The organism is Trinickia sp. EG282A, assembly GCF_040965455.1.
Classification (GTDB): domain Bacteria; phylum Pseudomonadota; class Gammaproteobacteria; order Burkholderiales; family Burkholderiaceae; genus Trinickia; species Trinickia symbiotica.
Map to the genome: position 1 here is coordinate 129,235 of NZ_JBFRCC010000001.1, position 15,103 is coordinate 144,337.

General features: G+C 64.0%; 12 protein-coding genes. 7 read left to right on the forward strand and 5 right to left on the reverse strand.

The window, feature by feature from the left end; genetic code table 11:
- Window positions 1-14 precede the first annotated feature (14 nt).
- From eda to AB4Y31_RS00640, 3 genes are all read left to right on the forward strand, one after another.
- Window positions 15-650: a bifunctional 4-hydroxy-2-oxoglutarate aldolase/2-dehydro-3-deoxy-phosphogluconate aldolase gene (gene eda / locus AB4Y31_RS00630; protein ID WP_368672264.1), complete on the forward strand. Its 636-nt coding sequence runs from the start codon at window positions 15-17 to the stop codon at window positions 648-650.
- Window positions 651-959: 309 nt separating this feature from the next.
- The gene (locus tag AB4Y31_RS00635) at window positions 960-2,381 is read left to right on the forward strand and encodes a gluconate:H+ symporter (RefSeq protein ID WP_368672265.1); all 1,422 of its coding nucleotides are present in this window, start codon (window positions 960-962) and stop codon (window positions 2,379-2,381) included.
- A gap of 19 nt (window positions 2,382-2,400) precedes the next feature.
- Window positions 2,401-2,913 (forward strand): gluconokinase, encoded by a 513-nt coding sequence (locus AB4Y31_RS00640; protein WP_368672266.1) that lies wholly within the window; start codon window positions 2,401-2,403, stop codon window positions 2,911-2,913.
- Window positions 2,914-2,976: 63 nt separating this feature from the next.
- Here AB4Y31_RS00640 and AB4Y31_RS00645 read toward each other — a convergent pair whose 3' ends face one another.
- Together AB4Y31_RS00645 and AB4Y31_RS00650 are read right to left on the reverse strand one after the other, a co-directional pair.
- On the reverse strand, window positions 2,977-5,685 hold the full coding sequence (locus tag AB4Y31_RS00645) for an EAL domain-containing protein (RefSeq protein ID WP_368672267.1): 2,709 nt from the start codon (window positions 5,683-5,685) through the stop codon (window positions 2,977-2,979).
- A complete protein-coding gene (locus AB4Y31_RS00650; protein ID WP_368672268.1) occupies window positions 5,682-6,476 on the reverse strand; it encodes a substrate-binding periplasmic protein in 795 nt (264 codons plus the stop codon). Before AB4Y31_RS00650 ends, AB4Y31_RS00645 begins: the two co-directional genes overlap by 4 nt.
- A gap of 275 nt (window positions 6,477-6,751) precedes the next feature.
- On the opposite strand from AB4Y31_RS00650, the gene AB4Y31_RS00655 reads away from it, so the two are divergent.
- Window positions 6,752-7,444, forward strand: a complete 693-nt coding sequence (locus AB4Y31_RS00655; RefSeq protein ID WP_368672269.1) for a cytochrome b/b6 domain-containing protein — start codon at window positions 6,752-6,754, stop codon at window positions 7,442-7,444.
- Between the two features lie 12 nt (window positions 7,445-7,456).
- Here the strand turns inward: AB4Y31_RS00655 and AB4Y31_RS00660 are convergent, their stop codons facing one another.
- The 3 genes from AB4Y31_RS00660 to AB4Y31_RS00670 form a co-directional block, all read right to left on the reverse strand.
- A complete protein-coding gene (locus AB4Y31_RS00660; RefSeq protein ID WP_368672270.1) occupies window positions 7,457-7,921 on the reverse strand; it encodes a CHRD domain-containing protein in 465 nt (154 codons plus the stop codon).
- A 194-nt stretch (window positions 7,922-8,115) separates the two neighbouring features.
- Entirely contained in the window at window positions 8,116-9,504 is a 1,389-nt protein-coding gene (gene purB, locus AB4Y31_RS00665; protein WP_107150288.1) for an adenylosuccinate lyase, read from the reverse strand.
- A gap of 176 nt (window positions 9,505-9,680) precedes the next feature.
- The gene (locus AB4Y31_RS00670) at window positions 9,681-11,087 is read right to left on the reverse strand and encodes an MFS transporter (RefSeq protein WP_368672271.1); all 1,407 of its coding nucleotides are present in this window, start codon (window positions 11,085-11,087) and stop codon (window positions 9,681-9,683) included.
- A 444-nt stretch (window positions 11,088-11,531) separates the two neighbouring features.
- Here AB4Y31_RS00670 and AB4Y31_RS00675 point away from each other — a divergent pair, with 444 nt between their 5' ends.
- The 3 genes from AB4Y31_RS00675 to AB4Y31_RS00685 all read left to right on the forward strand — a co-directional run bounded on the left by AB4Y31_RS00675 (window position 11,532) and on the right by AB4Y31_RS00685 (window position 15,068).
- Window positions 11,532-12,509 (forward strand): LysR family transcriptional regulator, encoded by a 978-nt coding sequence (locus tag AB4Y31_RS00675; protein ID WP_368672272.1) that lies wholly within the window; start codon window positions 11,532-11,534, stop codon window positions 12,507-12,509.
- 113 nt (window positions 12,510-12,622) lie between these two features.
- Window positions 12,623-13,927 carry a Glu/Leu/Phe/Val dehydrogenase gene (locus AB4Y31_RS00680; protein ID WP_368672273.1) on the forward strand — a complete coding sequence of 435 codons (1,305 nt, stop codon included), beginning with the start codon at window positions 12,623-12,625 and terminating at the stop codon, window positions 13,925-13,927.
- Window positions 13,928-14,183: 256 nt separating this feature from the next.
- Window positions 14,184-15,068, forward strand: a complete 885-nt coding sequence (locus AB4Y31_RS00685) for a glutamate/aspartate ABC transporter substrate-binding protein (RefSeq protein WP_368673409.1) — start codon at window positions 14,184-14,186, stop codon at window positions 15,066-15,068.
- The last annotated feature ends 35 nt before the right edge of the window (window positions 15,069-15,103 follow it).

Consider the following 15,103-nt stretch of genomic DNA (forward strand, 5'->3'; position numbering starts at 1 on the left):
AGGAGGAGTCCTCTATGAACAAGATCGAAGACATCGTCCGCCTCGGCCCGGTCATTCCGGTGCTCGCATTCGATTCAGTCGAGCAGGGAGAGCACGTATCGCGCGCGCTCCACGCGGGCGGCGTCAAGGTGCTGGAAATCACGCTGCGCACGCCGGCCGGTTTGCAGGCGATCGAGCGGGCGAGCCAGCTCGCGCCCGATATCGTCGTCGGCGTCGGCACGATCACCAAGCCCGAGCACTGTGCGCTCGCGAAAAAAGCAGGCGCGCGGTTCGGTGTGTCGCCCGGGCTCACGAAGGACATGCACAAGGCGGCCGAGGACGCAGGGCTGCCGCTGCTACCCGGCGTCATGACGCCGACGGATATTCTCGTCGCGCTCGAGCTCGGCTATGAAATCGTCAAGTTCTTCCCGGCGCAACAGGCTGGCGGCGTCGCGATGCTGCAGGCATTCCACGGGCCGTTCCCGATGCTGAAGTTCTGCCCGACCGGCGGCATCACGGCCGAAACCGCGCCGACGTTCCTGGCGTTGCCGAACGTCGTTTGCGTCGGGGGTTCGTGGCTGACCCCGAAGGCCGCCCTGGCGGCGCAGAACTGGGACGAGGTCACCCGTCTCGCACGCGGCGCTTCGGAGCTCGCCGCGCATCAGCACTGATTCGCGCACCACTTCATCAGTAAGTCCCCCGCAGACAAGGTCAAGCACGAGGCGCATCGCATTCGCGGTGCGTCCGGCGGCGCTCGCGCACGTGCGCGCGCTCGATAGCGCTGGTCGAACTCACCGTTGGCTGTGGCATCACCCCCGGCAAATCGTGGTGATGTTGAGGGTTTTCCTTGATGGAACCGGTTCTATCCATGAATGCCGAGCCCGCCTACAATGCAGCGTCGGCGCGGTCCCCGATTTCGGCAATGCTTTGCGCCGGTCGTACAACAAGTCGAACGGATATCCACACCAAGGAGGTGTTTCATGGAATCGGTCCAAGGCGGCCTATTGCTTCTCTACGCGGTGATCGCCATCGCACTTTTGATTCTGCTGATCACCCGCTACAAGCTGTACCCGTTCCTGGTCTTGATTCTCGTCTCGCTCGGGCTCGGCATGGCGGCCGGCATGCCGATGGACAAGATCGTGAAGTCGTTCGAGAACGGCAACGGCGGCACGCTTGGCCACATTGCAATCGTCGTCGGGCTCGGGACGATGCTCGGCAAAATGATGGCTGAATCGGGCGGCGCGGAGCGCATTGCCACCACGCTGATCGACTGGTTCGGCGAAAAGAACATTCACTGGGCGATGATGTTCGTCGCCGTCATCGTCGGTTTGCCCGTCTTCTTCGAAGTCGGCTTCGTGCTGCTGATTCCGATCGCTTTCAACGTCGCCAAGCGCACGGGCAAGTCGCTGCTCTTGATCGGTCTGCCGATGGTGGCCGGCCTCTCCGTCGTGCACGGCCTGATTCCGCCGCACCCGGCCGCGCTGCTGGCCGTGCAGGCGTACGGTGCCGACATCGGCAAGACCGTGGCGTACGGGATCATCGTCGGCGTGCCGACGGCGCTCGTCGCGGGGCCGATCTTCGCACTGCTCGTGTACCGGCAAATCAAGCTGCCCGCCGTCAATCCGCTCGCCGCGCAGTTCGTCCAGGGCAACGGCAACGATCGCGGCAACCCGGGCGGTGCGGTGGGCGCGCAGCTCGCGTCCGGCGCGAATCCCGGCGCCGGCCGCCGCGAACTGCCGAGCTTCGGCATCACGCTTTTCACGATTCTGCTGCCGGTGCTGCTGATGCTGGTGGGCAGCTGGGCCGATCTGTTTTTTGCGCCAAAAACCGTTCCGAACAATCTGCTTCGTTTCATCGGCAACGCCGACGTCGCATTGCTGATCGCCGTGCTCGTGAGCTTCTGGACGTTCGGCGCGCAACGCGGCTTTACGCGTGAGCAGATCCAGAAGTTCTGCGGGGACTGCCTCGCGCCGATCGCCGGCATCACGCTGATCGTGGGCGCGGGCGGCGGCTTCGGCGGCGTATTGCGCGACAGCGGGATTTCCCAGCAAATCGTCGCCGTCGCCACGCATGCGCAGCTTTCGCCGTTGCTGTTCGGCTGGTTCGTCGCGGCCCTGATTCGCCTCGCGACGGGGTCGGCAACGGTCGCGATGACGACGGCCTGCGGCATCGTCGCGCCGATCGCGTCGGCGGGCACGATTCATGTTCGGCCCGAATTGCTGGTGCTCGCAACCGGCTCCGGCTCGTTGATCTTCTCGCACGTGAACGACGGCGGCTTCTGGCTGATCAAAGAATATTTCGGAATGACGGTCGGTCAAACGTTCAAGACCTGGTCGCTTTGCGAGACGATCATCTCGCTGCTCGGCCTCGGATTGACGTTTGCGCTGGCGGCGGTCCTTTGAGGAAGCAAACGGAGGAAAGATGATTTTTATCGTGATGGGCGTATCCGGTGCGGGCAAGACGAGGGTCGGCGAGCTGCTGGCCGAACGCCTGTCATGCAGCTTCACCGATGGCGATGCCTACCATAGCGCCGCGAATAAGGAAAAAATGGCGCACGGCATCCCGCTGACCGACGACGACCGCTGGCCGTGGCTCGCGGCAATTCGCGCAGCGATCGAAGCGAAGGTGCGCGCGGGCGAGACGGCCGTGTTCGGCTGCTCGTCGCTCAAGCGCGTCTATCGCGACGTGCTGCGCGGCGGCGCGCCGGCGGACGCCGATGTCTGTTTCGTTTATTTGAAGGGGTCGTTCGAGGTGCTGCACGAGCGGCTTGGCTCGCGCACCGGGCATTTTTTCGATCCCTCGCTGCTGCGCAGCCAGCTCGACACGCTCGAGGAGCCCGGCGAGGACGAGGCGATGACGATCAGCATCGAGCACACGCCCGAGGCGATCGTCGACGAGGTCGTCGCGCGCATCGCGCGGGAACGGCAACGCTGATCCGCGCGTGCGGTTGCGTGTGCGTGTGCCTGTGCGCGGGCTCGGATTCGATAGGGATCCGCACTATCCGTTTCGACTCGCGAACGCCTCGAACTCGGCCACGGGCACGGGACGGCAAAAGAAGTAGCCTTGCCATGCATGGCATCCCGCCCGCTCGAGGAAGTCTCGCTGCGCTTCGTTCTCCACGCCCTCGGCAATGACGTCGAGGCCGAGGCTCTGAGCGAGCGCCACGATGGTCCTGGCGATGACGGCATCGTTGGGATCGATGAGGATGTCGCGCACGAAGGAGCGATCGATTTTCAGTTCGTCGAGCGGCAACTGCTTCAGATACGAAAGCGACGAGTAGCCGATGCCGAAATCGTCGAGCGAGAAAGAGACGCCGACGGCTTTCAACGCGGCCATCTTGTCGATGATGTCCTGCACATTGTCCACCACCACGCTTTCGGTCAGCTCGAGTTTGAGCCGGTTCGGATCGGCTCCCGTGCGCCCGATGATCGAGAGGACATCGCCGACGAAGCCTGGCTGACGGAACTGCTGCGCACTGACGTTGACGGCGAGCGTGAGATGCGCGAATTCCGGTTCGCCCGACCATCGCGCGAGCCTCGCGCAGGCGTCTTCGAGCACCTTGTAGCCTAGCGGTAGCACCAGCCCCGATTCCTCCGCGAGCGTGATGAACTCGGCCGGCGCCACGATGCCGCGTTCGGGATGCTGCCAGCGCACGAGCGCCTCGGCTCCCGTCACGCGATTGCCGGCGCCCACCTGCGCCTGATAGTGGAGCAGGAACTGCGCTTCGTCGATGCCGCGGCGCAGCGCGGCCTCCATCGCCACCCGCTCGACGACGACCGTTTGCATCGTCGGATCGAAAAAGCACATCGCGTTGCGGCCGCGCTCTTTCGACTTGTACATCGCAAGGTCGGCCTGCTTGAGCAGTTCCTCGATGGTGGCCTGGTGCCCGCGAAACATCGTGGCGCCGATGCTTGCCGTGCTGCGATGATCGGCGCCTTCGAGCTGATAGGGTTTGCCGAGCATCGCGAGTATCTTTTCGCCGATTGCCTCGATCTGGCCCGCCGCGTCCTGTTCGTTCGCGCTCAAGCTGCCGAGCACCAGCACGAACTCGTCGCCGCCCACGCGCGCGACCGTATCGCCTTCGCGGACACAGGCCAGAAGACGCTGCGCCGTCTGCTGCAGCAGCATGTCGCCTTTGTCGTGACCGAGCGTGTCGTTGAGCGTCTTGAAGTTGTCGAGGTCGATGAAGAGCAGGCCGCCGCAGGTTTCATTCTGCGCGCTCACGGCGATCGCTTGCCGCAGTCGGTCCCATAGCAGCCGGCGATTCGGCAATCGCGTGAGCGCGTCGAAGAAGGCGAGCTCCTTGATGCGCTCCTCGGCGATCTTGCGCTCTGTAATGTCGTTGTGCGTGCCGACGTAATGCGTCACGTTGCCGTCGTCGCCCCTTACCGCGGTGATCGTCAGCCACTTCGGGTAGATCTCGCCGTTCTTGCGGCGATCCCAGATTTCCCCCTGCCAGCCGCCGGTGCGATGGATCGTGTCCCACATCTCGCGATAGAACGCCTTGTCGTGACGGTCGGATTGCAAGATGCTCGGCATCTTGCCGACCAATTCTTCGGCCGTGTAGCCGGTGCACGCGGTGAAGGCCGAGTTGACGCGCAAAATCCTGCCGCTCGCGTCGGTGACCATCATGCCCTCCATCGACTCGAACGCGACCGCGGAGATGCGCAGCTCCTTCGTCATGGCCGAAGCGAGCCTCATGGCTCGGTTGCGGCCCGTTCCCATCACCCACGCCAGCAGCGCGAGCAGCAAGCTCAGGCCCGTGCCCGTGACGAGAATCAGCGTCTGGGAATCGCGTTCGAACCGGTACTGGAAGCCGTCGAGCGCAACCATCGAGAGCACCCATTCGTGCCCGCCCACGACAAGGTACTCATTCGACGAAAGGCCCTGGGCCAGCGGTCGCTTGTTGACGTTAGGCGAGCGATAGAGCAGCGCGGCGTCGGTCGGCTCCACACCGTCGTAGATGGTGAGCGAGAGGCCCGGGGAAAGCTGGCCGTAGAGGCTGGCGATCACGTCGTGCATCCGGAACGACGCATAGACCCATCCGATGAGGCCAGCCCGGCGCTGCTCGATGGTATCGAGCGGCACGCCCTTGGCATATACCGGGAGGTAGATCACGAAGCCCGGCTGCGTCTCGTCGCCCGCATCGACGGCGAGCTGCACTTTGCCGGACACGACCGCAAGACTCGAATCGCGCGACTTCTCCAACGCGAGCCGCCGTGCGGAAGTCGCCCATACGTCGAAGCCGAGCACTCTGCGCCGTCGGTCCGTCGGCGGCTCGCGCTGCACGATCGGCGCATAGCTTTCGCGCGTGCCGGCCGGAACGATCGTGTATTCGCGGTCGACGGTGTCGCGCATCATTTCAATGTGGGCGGCCTTGCCGGCCGCGGGGACCCATTGCACCAGCCCAAGCGCTTGGATGCCGGAGAAGTTGGCATCCGAGCTGACCGCGTTCACGTAGTCGTGGAACCGCGCCCGGTCCATCGTCCCGGTGGCGACGAAGAGCGCCTGGACGCCGCGCAGCAACTGTTCGTAAGCGGCAATCCGTTGCTCGATGCGGCCGACGGCGTCGCCGAGCTCGAAGTTGAACTGAGCCAGCAGTTCATGGCGGGACGCCTGGCGCTCATGGTTCCACACGGCCCACGTGATGCCGAGGCCGGCCAGCAGGATCACGAGGGGGAGCAGAACGAGGCGTGCCCGGATCACGGCGGGGACTTGAAGTCGACCATGGTATCGGCCAGGTCGCGTTTGAAATACTTTTCGAAGATGCGGCGAACCGTGCCGTCCGCTCGCATCTCGTTGACGACCGCCCGCCACTTCTCGCGCTCCTCGGGGGACAGTGCCTTCTTCGACATAATGAGACCGTGCGGCACCGACGGATCGTTGAATTCGACGATCGTCGTAATGTCGCGGATCTTCTTATCGTCGATCGCCGGGTAATCGAACGGCTCGATGATCATGCCTTGAATATGATCGAGGACGAGTGCTTCGTAGAGCGGCTCGAGACCGCCTGCCTGGCTGACGCGGTTCGCGGCGGCCAGCGAATCGACAAGCCGGTTCGCCGATTCGCTGTAGCGGAAGCTCCGAATGACGCCGAGCCGGAATTGATCGTTGTGCTCGAAGTCCGACAATTGCCGGATGCCCGAATCCTTGCGCACCAGCAGGTAGTACTTGTTGCTGAAGTACCAGGCGAAGTCGGCGTAACGGATGCGCTCGTCGTTGGCGATGCCCGAGAGACTGAAATCGAGCGCGCCCGATTCGATCAGATTCCAGATCCGCGCGCGCGACATAAGGCTGACGCGGATCTGGCAACCGCTGCGGCGGGTCAGTTCTTCGGCGAAATCCTTGTCGATGCCTGTGTCGGTATCGAGCGAATAGAGCAGGCCGTGATCATGCAGCGCGAGCGTGAAAGGCCTGGAGCAGTCCGGGCCGCCTGCGAGCGCGTTGCCGATGCTGCCCAGCACGAGAAGCAGGGCGGCGAGTGCTTGTCGAATCACGAGGTCTCCAGCGTAGAAAGGTTGACTTGTCCAGGGTTTCTTCTTGGTTGCCGGCGACGTTTGATGACTGCACTCGCAATCGTTGCTTCATTCGGTCGCGTCCTCGCTACCGCGAAGCATCGCCCGAAATAGCTCCAGACACAATATCGGCTTGCGATGACGGATCTTGAGGGCGATACAAGCACAGTGCGACGCTTGTCGACGTTCGGACGCCGTAAGCGAAGACGATGTTTCGGGATACCATTTGCCCTGTCCCTGCTTAGGACACCGCGACCATGGACAACAAACATGTCGATTCCGCAGCGCTGGGGGCGAATACGCGCCGCGTCCTCGTCTGGGACGTGCCGACGCGGCTCTTTCATTGGCTCATCGTCGTGCTCGTCGCGGCCGCCTATGTGACCGAACGGCTCAACCGGATGGATTGGCACGCCTGGATCGGTGAAGCGGTGCTTGCGCTGGTGCTGTTTCGCATCCTTTGGGGCTGCTTCGGCAGCGAGACGGCAAGGTTTCGCCGTTTTGTCGCGTCGCCCGCCGCGGCCCTGCATCACTTGCGGCGAATGTTACGGCGCGAGCCCGACTTGCAGATCGGGCATAACCCGGCAGGCGGCTGGATGGTGGTGCTGTTGCTCGCCTTGCTGCTGGGCGAGACGTTGACAGGTCTCTACACGAACAACGATGTGGCCGACGAGGGGCCATTCACGCCATGGGTGCCGGCGTGGATCGCCAATGCGATCACCGATTTGCACACATGGTTGTGGGACGCACTCGTTGCCGCTGTGGCGATGCATCTGCTGGCTATCGCCGTCTATGCCGCGGCGAAGGGGCACAACTTGCTGTGGCCGATGCTGAACGGCCGCAAATCGATGCCAGCGGGAGTGCGCGAGCCCCTGCTCGGGTCGATGGGGCTCGCGTTGCTGCTGTTCGCTGCCGCGAGTGTCGCGGCAGCCGTACTCGCGAAGTATCTCTGAAGCTTGCGACCGTTATTGCTTGGGCGGCATCACTTGACCGCGAATCTCGCCGTCCGGATGCTCCTTCGTGTGCACGTTGATATAGAGCTCGCCTGCCATGAGCTCCTTCGCTTGCTCCTCGGACAAGGTCGCCTTGCCCTTGATGGGTCCTTCGATCGGCGTACTCGTCGAGCCCTTCTTCGAAAGCCATACGACGGGGGACGCATTCTTCCCCTCCGTGGCCGGGCCGTGGAAGTGCGCCATGGTCGCGGGGCCCGAGAGGTCGTGGGTCGTAATGTCCCACGTCACGACGCGCGTATCGGGATCGTAGGTCAGCTTCGCGTCACCCGTTGCCTTCGTCTGTACCGGGGGCACCTGCTCCGAACCGTTGAGCGGCACGGAAAAAGACATGGGCGCGGCCTGCGCGACGACCGCCGCGCTCGCGCAAGCGATACCGGCAAGCGTCACGGCGGCTCGCCGCAATCTGGAAATGCTCATCTGCCATCACTCCTATCGGGAATCCTCAGTCGAGAGACGATGATCCGATGTCGTCGAACGAGGATCGGCATTGAAGCCAGGTTCTTCTTCGGACGCGGTGAATAGCGGCCTTGTGCTCCCTCCAGCCGCGAAGGCATTGTAAGCCGAGCCGCTCGGATCTGCCCGCCAAGCCACAGCGGGCTGAGCCGAGGCCGTTAGCCGATCCGCTTGGCGAGCTCGACGGCCTTTCCGATGTAGGACCCGGGCGTCATCGCCAGCAGGCGCGCCTTCGCATCGTCGGGAATCGCAAGCGTCGTGATGAACTGCCGCAGGGCTTCGCGCGTGATGCCCTTGCCGCGCGTGAGCTCCTTCAGCTGCTCGTAAGGGTTTTCGATGCCATAGCGCCGCATGACCGTTTGCACGGGCTCGGCGAGTACCTCCCAACATCCGTCGAGATCCTCGTCGAGACGCTGCGGGTTGACCTCCAGCTTGTCGAGGCCGCGGATCAGCGCGTCATAGGCGAGCAGCGAGTAGCCGAGCGCTACCCCCATGTTGCGCAGAACCGTCGAATCCGTGAGGTCGCGCTGCCAGCGCGAGACGGGCAGCTTGTCGGCGAGATGCCGCAGCGTCGCGTTCGCGAGCCCGAGGTTGCCTTCGGAGTTCTCGAAATCGATCGGGTTGACCTTGTGCGGCATCGTCGACGAGCCGATCTCGCCCGCTTTCGTCTTCTGCTTGAAATAACCGAGCGAGATGTAGCCCCAGACGTCGCGGTCCAGATCGAGCAGGATCGTGTTCGCCCGCGCGACGGCATCGAAGAGCTCCGCCATGTAATCGTGCGGCTCGATCTGAATCGTGTAGGGGTTGAACGCCAGCTTCAGGCGATTTTCGACGACGTTGCGCGAAAACGCCTCCCAATCGAAGTCGGGGTAGGCGGACAGATGGGCGTTGTAGTTGCCGACGGCGCCGTTCATCTTGCCGAGAATTTGCACGGCGGCGATGCGCTCGATCGCGCGCGCAAGGCGCGCGGCCACGTTGGCGATTTCCTTGCCGAGCGTCGTCGGGCTCGCCGGCTGGCCATGCGTGCGCGAGAGCATCGGCTGCTCGGCGTGCGTGCGCGCGAGCGCGACGAGCCGCGCATGGACGGAGCGCAGCGCGGGCAGGATGACATGCTCGCGCGCGCCGGCCAGCATGAGACCGTGCGAAGTATTGTTGATGTCCTCGGAGGTGCAGGCGAAATGGATGAATTCGCTCGCGCGCTCGAGCTCGGGCTGGCCCTTCACCGATTCCTTGAGCCAGTACTCGACGGCCTTCACGTCGTGGTTCGTCACGCGCTCGATTTCCTTGATGCGCGCGGCGTCATGTGCGGAAAAGCGCTCGACGAGCTCGAGCAAAAACCGTTCGGATTCCCCGGAGAACCTGGGGACCTCGGCGAAGCCGGCCTGCGAGAGCGCGATGAGCCAATGAACTTCGACCGTCACGCGATGACGCATGAACGCGGCTTCGGAAAGCCAGTCGCGCAGTGCTTCGGTTTTGGCCGCGTAGCGGCCGTCGAGCGGGGAGAGGGCGGTGAGCGTGAAAAGGGTATCGGCGCGGGTATCGGACATGATGAGGCGGTCGGGCGCCCGAATGCGCCCGTTCGGAAGCGGAAGGGAACCGCGAATTTTACCACCTTCGGGTCGCCAGCCGCCCAGGCTGGCCGCGCCCTGCTAAGCGAGCGGCGCCAGCCGTCAGACCGGAGATTCCTTGTCGCGGCGAGAGCGCCGCGGCGCTCGCTCGCGTGTCACTTCCCTGCCGAAGCCGTTTGACCGATGCTGGCGCTCGCAGGGATCGACGCATTGGCCGCGGTGGCGGCCGGCGCGGCCCAGACGAGCCACTGGCCGCGCAGCGCGACGAGGATGCCGCAAGCGCATGCCGCGAGCGCGCCGAACGTCGCGAAGCCCATCTGGTAGCTGCCCGTGCTTTCCTTCGCGATGCCCATTACGACGGGAAGGTAGAACCCGCCAATGCCGCCCGCCGCCCCGACGACGCCCGAAAGCAAACCCGTCTTGCCTTTCCAGCGATGCGGCACGAGCTGGAACGTCGAGCCGTTGCCGAGCCCGAAGGCGATGTAGAGGAGCACGAGCAGCGCGATGCCGCCGCCGAGCGGGGGCATCCACGCGGCGAACGCGAAATCGGCGATGGAGATGACGGCGAGCAGCAGCATCAGCGCACGCACGCCCGTGACACGGTCGGCGACATAGCCGCCCATCGGGCGCACGATCGCGCCGAGAAACGCGAGCAGCGACATGAAGAGGCCGGCTTCGAGCTTCGGCATCTGATAGAGGTTCGTGAGCAGCAGCGTGACATACGAGGACATCCCGACGAACCCACCGAAGGTGATGCTGTAGATGAGCATCATGACCCAGGTGTCGCGCTCGGCGAGGACAGCCCGATAGCGGGCGGGCAAAAGCGCGATGGCGCCGGCCGCGCCGAACACGGGCAAGAGCAGCACGCCGGTTTTGCCTGAGCCGAAGACACCGGCCTTGACCGCGAGCACCAGTGCCACGAGCCCGGCGAGCACCGCCGCGAAGCTCGCCGCCGCGCGCGGCAGGCTCCCCGACTTTTCGGCGCGATCGTCGGCCCAGGCAAAAAGGGCGAGGCCGGCGATCGCCAGAAGCGGCAGTGCCGCAGCGGTCGCGAATTGCCAGCCGAGCGCGGCGGCGACATGCGGAAAGAGGAAGCCGTCGAGCACGGCGCCGATGTTGCCGGCCGCGGCAAGCCCCAGCACCAGGCCCTGCACCTTCGGCGGATAACTGCTGCCCGCCATCGGCAGCGCCACGGCGAAGCTCGCGCCGCCGACCCCGAGAAAGACGCCGAGCACGAGCAGCAGCGAGTACGACGGCGTCGCGGGCCAGAATGGCAGGACGATGGTCGGCAGCGCCGACAGCAGCACGCCGATCAACGCGACGCGCCGGCCATCGGCCGACTGATAGAGATTGCCGAGCGCGACGCGCAGAATAGCGGCCGCGAGCACGGGCACCGCGACGAGGAAGCCTTGCTGCGCCGCCGACATCGCGATGTCCTTGCCGATGAACGGCGCAAGCGGGCCGTAGAGGACCCAGACGGTGAAGCCCGTATCGAAATAGAGAAAGCAGGCGAGAAGCGAACGCCAGTTGCCGCTCCGTAGCGCGTGTTGCAGGTTCTTCATGACATCCTCACGTCGGGTGATCGAAGGTGAAACGCGCACTTTGTCTTTTTGCAATGCAGCGCGGCCGCATCGAAACGCAAGGGCCATGCCATCGTCCGGTGCGCGGGGCTTCCCGGCCATCGGTTGTTGCTTTTGGCGGCGCGGGTGTCAGTCAGATGAAAGCCGAATCCAGCATTGCAGGCCGCTTGTCGGGGATGGCCGTTTCGATCTCGGGCGAACGGCGGCAACGAGGGGCGGGAACGGCCTTCGTTCGGCTTGCGCACCAGCGGTGCGCGGGCGGCACTGCCCGCGTGCTCCGCGCGCTCGGTAATGGTGCGTTGCGCAAGCTCGATGAGGGACTTGAAGCACTTCCCCGAGGCATCGGAAAGCGGCATGCGCGACAATGGCGTCCGACCTTCTCCGAGGAGACTCGAACATGATTGCCACGGGTACGCGAGACCGGACATGGAACTGAAGTGGCTCGAAGATTTCGTCTCGCTCGCGGAAACGCGCAGCTTCAGCCGCTCCGCCGAGCTTCGGCATGTGACTCAGCCCGCTTTTTCACGGCGAATCCAGGCACTCGAAGCGTGGCTCGGCACCGAGCTCATCGATCGCTCCGTCTATCCGACGCGCTTGACCAATGCCGGAGAAGTCTTCTACGAGCAGGCGCTCGCGATGCTCTCGCAAGTGCACGAGGCGCGCGTGTTGTTGCGCGGCCATATCGGCGCGCCCGCCACGACGATCGAATTCGCCGTCCCCCACACGCTTTCGCTCACCTATTTCCCAAAATGGCTGCAGCGAATCGAGGCACAGATGGGGCCCATTCATACGCGGCTGCGGGCGCTCAACGTTCACGACGCCGTGCTTTCGCTCGTCGAGGGCGGGTGCGATCTCGTGATGGGCTATCACCATCCGAGCCATCCGGTCGCGCTCGATCCGGGTCACTACGACATGCTCACGCTCGGCTTCGAGCCGATCAGCCCGTTCTCGGCGCCGTCGCGCGCGGGGCGCCCGCGCTTTCAACTGCCGGGCACGAGCGATGCGCCGGTTCCGTATCTCTCGTACACGCCGAACGCGTACCTGGGCCGGATGACCGAAGTGATCATCGCGAAAGCGCCCGAGCGGCTCTACCTCGACCGCGTCTATGAAACCGACATGGCCGAGGCGCTCAAGGCGATGGCCCTCGCGGGCCACGGCGTCGCGTTCCTGCCGCACAGCGCGGTGGAGGACGCGGTCGCGGCGGGCGCGCTGATCCGGCTCGATCGCCCGACGCGCGGTGCGGCCGCGGACCGTTTCACGCTGACGATGGAGATTCGCCTCTATCGCGACAAGCTTGCCGCTGCCGCCGACGATCGACGTCAGCGGCTCGTGCAGCGTCTATGGCAGGTGGTCGCCGACGAACTCGGCGTGAACGGAAAGAGCGAGGCCAGTGAGATTGGCTGAAATGCCTGGTGATGCATTATGCAATTTTTGCATAACAGGATGACCAATCGGCATTGGATTTCAAAAACCGCTTTTCCCACAATGGCGCACATTCTGTGACCGCTGGAGTGTCCATGTCTTCGCAATCGTCGTCCGCGCCGTTGGCGCAATCGATTCCCTCCTACCTCCATGCCGACGATCTCGGTCCCTGGGGCAACTATCTGCGCCAGGTCGATCGCGTCGCTCCGTACCTCGGTTCGCTCTCGCGCTGGATCGAGACGTTGAAGCGCCCGAAGCGGATCCTCATCGTCGACGTGCCCATCGAACTCGATGATGGCACCGTCGCCCACTTCGAGGGATATCGCGTGCAGCACAACGTCTCCCGTGGCCCCGGCAAGGGCGGCGTGCGCTACCACCAGGACGTGACGCTCTCGGAAGTGATGGCGCTCTCGGCCTGGATGTCAGTCAAGAACGCGGCGGTGAACGTGCCGTACGGCGGTGCCAAGGGCGGCATTCGCGTCGATCCGCGCAAGCTCTCGCGTGGTGAGCTCGAGCGCGTGACGCGCCGTTACACGAGCGAGATCGGCATCATCATCGGACCGAACACCGACATCCCCGCGCCCGACGTTAACACGAACGAACAGATCATGGCGTGGATGATGGACACGTATTCGATGAACCAGGGCCAGACGGCTACGGGCGTCGTGACGGGCAAGCCGATCTCGCTCGGCGGCTCGCTCGGGCGTCGCGAGGCCACGGGCCGAGGCGTGTTCGTCGTCGGCACGGAGGCGGCCCGCCGCAAGGGACTCGAGATCGAAGGTGCGCGTGTCGCCGTTCAGGGCTTCGGCAACGTCGGCGGCATCGCCGCACGGCTCTTCCAGGAAGCCGGCGCGAAAGTGATCGCGGTGCAGGACCACACGGGCTCGATCTGCCGGTCGAGCGGCATCGATACAGCGGCACTGCTCGACCATGTCGCGAAGACGGGCGGTGTGGGCGGCTTCGCCGGCGCGGACCCGCTTGGCAACGACGAATTCTGGACGATCGAAAGCGACATCCTGATTCCGGCCGCCCTCGAAAACCAGATCACCGAGAAGAACGCCTCGAAGATCAAGACGAAGATCATCGTCGAAGGCGCGAACGGCCCGACGACGACGGCGGCCGACGACATCCTGCACGACAACGGTGTGCTCGTCGTGCCCGATGTGGTCGCGAACGCCGGCGGCGTGACGGTCTCGTACTTCGAATGGGTGCAGGACTTCTCGAGCTTCTTCTGGACCGAAGACGAGATCAATCAGCGCCTGGAGCGCGTGATGCGCGAAGCGTTCAACGCCGTCTGGCAGGTGGCGGGCGACAACGACGTCTCCATGCGCACGGCCGCGTTCATCGTTGCCTGCAAACGCATCCTGATGGCGCGCGAGATGCGCGGGCTCTACCCCTGAGCCTCTTTTGCGCGAGTCGACGCGCCCGTGCTGCGGGCGTCGCTTCGATAAAACAATCCTCGTGATGGCGCTCGAGCATCGTGCATAACACGGTGCGCCGGGCGCCGGGTGCGGGCGGCATCGACCATGCCGCCCGCTTTCCGTTTGCGGGCGCACATCGCGAGTGAACTCGATGCTTTCAACAGCATTACTTTGCGCTACACTGGCGCGGGGCTTTGCGAAGGTTAAAGAAGGAGATCGCACAATGAAGTTCAAGATGAGCATGCTGGTTGCGCTTTGCGCCGGTGCCGTGATGGCGGGCAGCGCGTTCGCGCAGGATTCGGGCACGTTGAAGAAGATCAAGGATACGGGCGTCATCGCGCTCGGGCATCGCGAATCCTCGATTCCGTTTTCGTACTATGACGAGAAGCAGCAGGTGATCGGCTACTCGCGCGACTTCCAAATGAAGATCGTCGACGCGGTGAAGAAGAAGCTCAATATGCCGAACGTACAGGTGAAGAACATTCCCGTCACCTCGCAAAATCGCATTCCGCTCGTGCAGAACGGCACGGTCGACATCGAATGCGGATCGACGACGAACAATGCCGAGCGTCAACAGCAAGCGGATTTCTCCGACACCATCTTCGTGATCGGCACGCGGCTGATGACGAAGAAAGACTCGGGCATCAAGGATTTCCCCGACCTGAAAGGCAAGACCGTCGTCACCACGGCCGGCACGACATCCGAGCGTCTCTTGCGCAAGATGAATCAGGACAAGAACATGGGGATGAACATCATCAGCGCGAAAGATCACGGCGAGTCGTTCCATACGCTCGAGACGGGCCGCGCGGTCGCGTTCATGATGGATGATGCGTTGCTCGCGGGAGAGCGCGCGAAATCGAGAACGCCTGACGATTTCGTGATCGTCGGCACGCCGCAGTCGCGCGAGGCGTACGGCTGCATGATGCGCAAGGGCGATACCGAGTTCAAGAAGGTTGTCGACGATGCCATAGCGCAGGTCGAGAAGTCGGGCGAGGCCGATCAGTTGTACAAGAAGTGGTTCGAATCGCCGATTCCGCCGAAGGGGCTCAACCTCAAATTCCCCGAAAGCGACGACATGAAGGCCCTCTTCAAGAACCCGAACGACAAGGCGATCGACTGAGCGCCGGGGTCGTCGGCGGCTTTCTCGCTACGTTA

Excerpts from the sequence above, each read along its gene's own strand:
- AB4Y31_RS00675 (WP_368672272.1), top strand. The coding sequence starts at position 11,532 with ATGGAACTGAAGTGGCTCGAAGATTTCGTCTCGCTCGCGGAAACGCGC.
- AB4Y31_RS00685 (WP_368673409.1), top strand. The coding sequence starts at position 14,184 with ATGAGCATGCTGGTTGCGCTTTGCGCCGGTGCCGTGATGGCGGGCAGC.
- AB4Y31_RS00655 (WP_368672269.1), top strand. The coding sequence starts at position 6,752 with ATGGACAACAAACATGTCGATTCCGCAGCGCTGGGGGCGAATACGCGC.
- AB4Y31_RS00635 (WP_368672265.1), top strand. The coding sequence starts at position 960 with ATGGAATCGGTCCAAGGCGGCCTATTGCTTCTCTACGCGGTGATCGCC.
- AB4Y31_RS00680 (WP_368672273.1), top strand. The coding sequence starts at position 12,623 with ATGTCTTCGCAATCGTCGTCCGCGCCGTTGGCGCAATCGATTCCCTCC.
- AB4Y31_RS00640 (WP_368672266.1), top strand. The coding sequence starts at position 2,401 with ATGATTTTTATCGTGATGGGCGTATCCGGTGCGGGCAAGACGAGGGTC.
- AB4Y31_RS00670 (WP_368672271.1), bottom strand. The coding sequence starts at position 11,087 with ATGAAGAACCTGCAACACGCGCTACGGAGCGGCAACTGGCGTTCGCTT.
- AB4Y31_RS00660 (WP_368672270.1), bottom strand. The coding sequence starts at position 7,921 with ATGAGCATTTCCAGATTGCGGCGAGCCGCCGTGACGCTTGCCGGTATC.
- eda (WP_368672264.1), top strand. The coding sequence starts at position 15 with ATGAACAAGATCGAAGACATCGTCCGCCTCGGCCCGGTCATTCCGGTG.
- purB (WP_107150288.1), bottom strand. The coding sequence starts at position 9,504 with ATGTCCGATACCCGCGCCGATACCCTTTTCACGCTCACCGCCCTCTCC.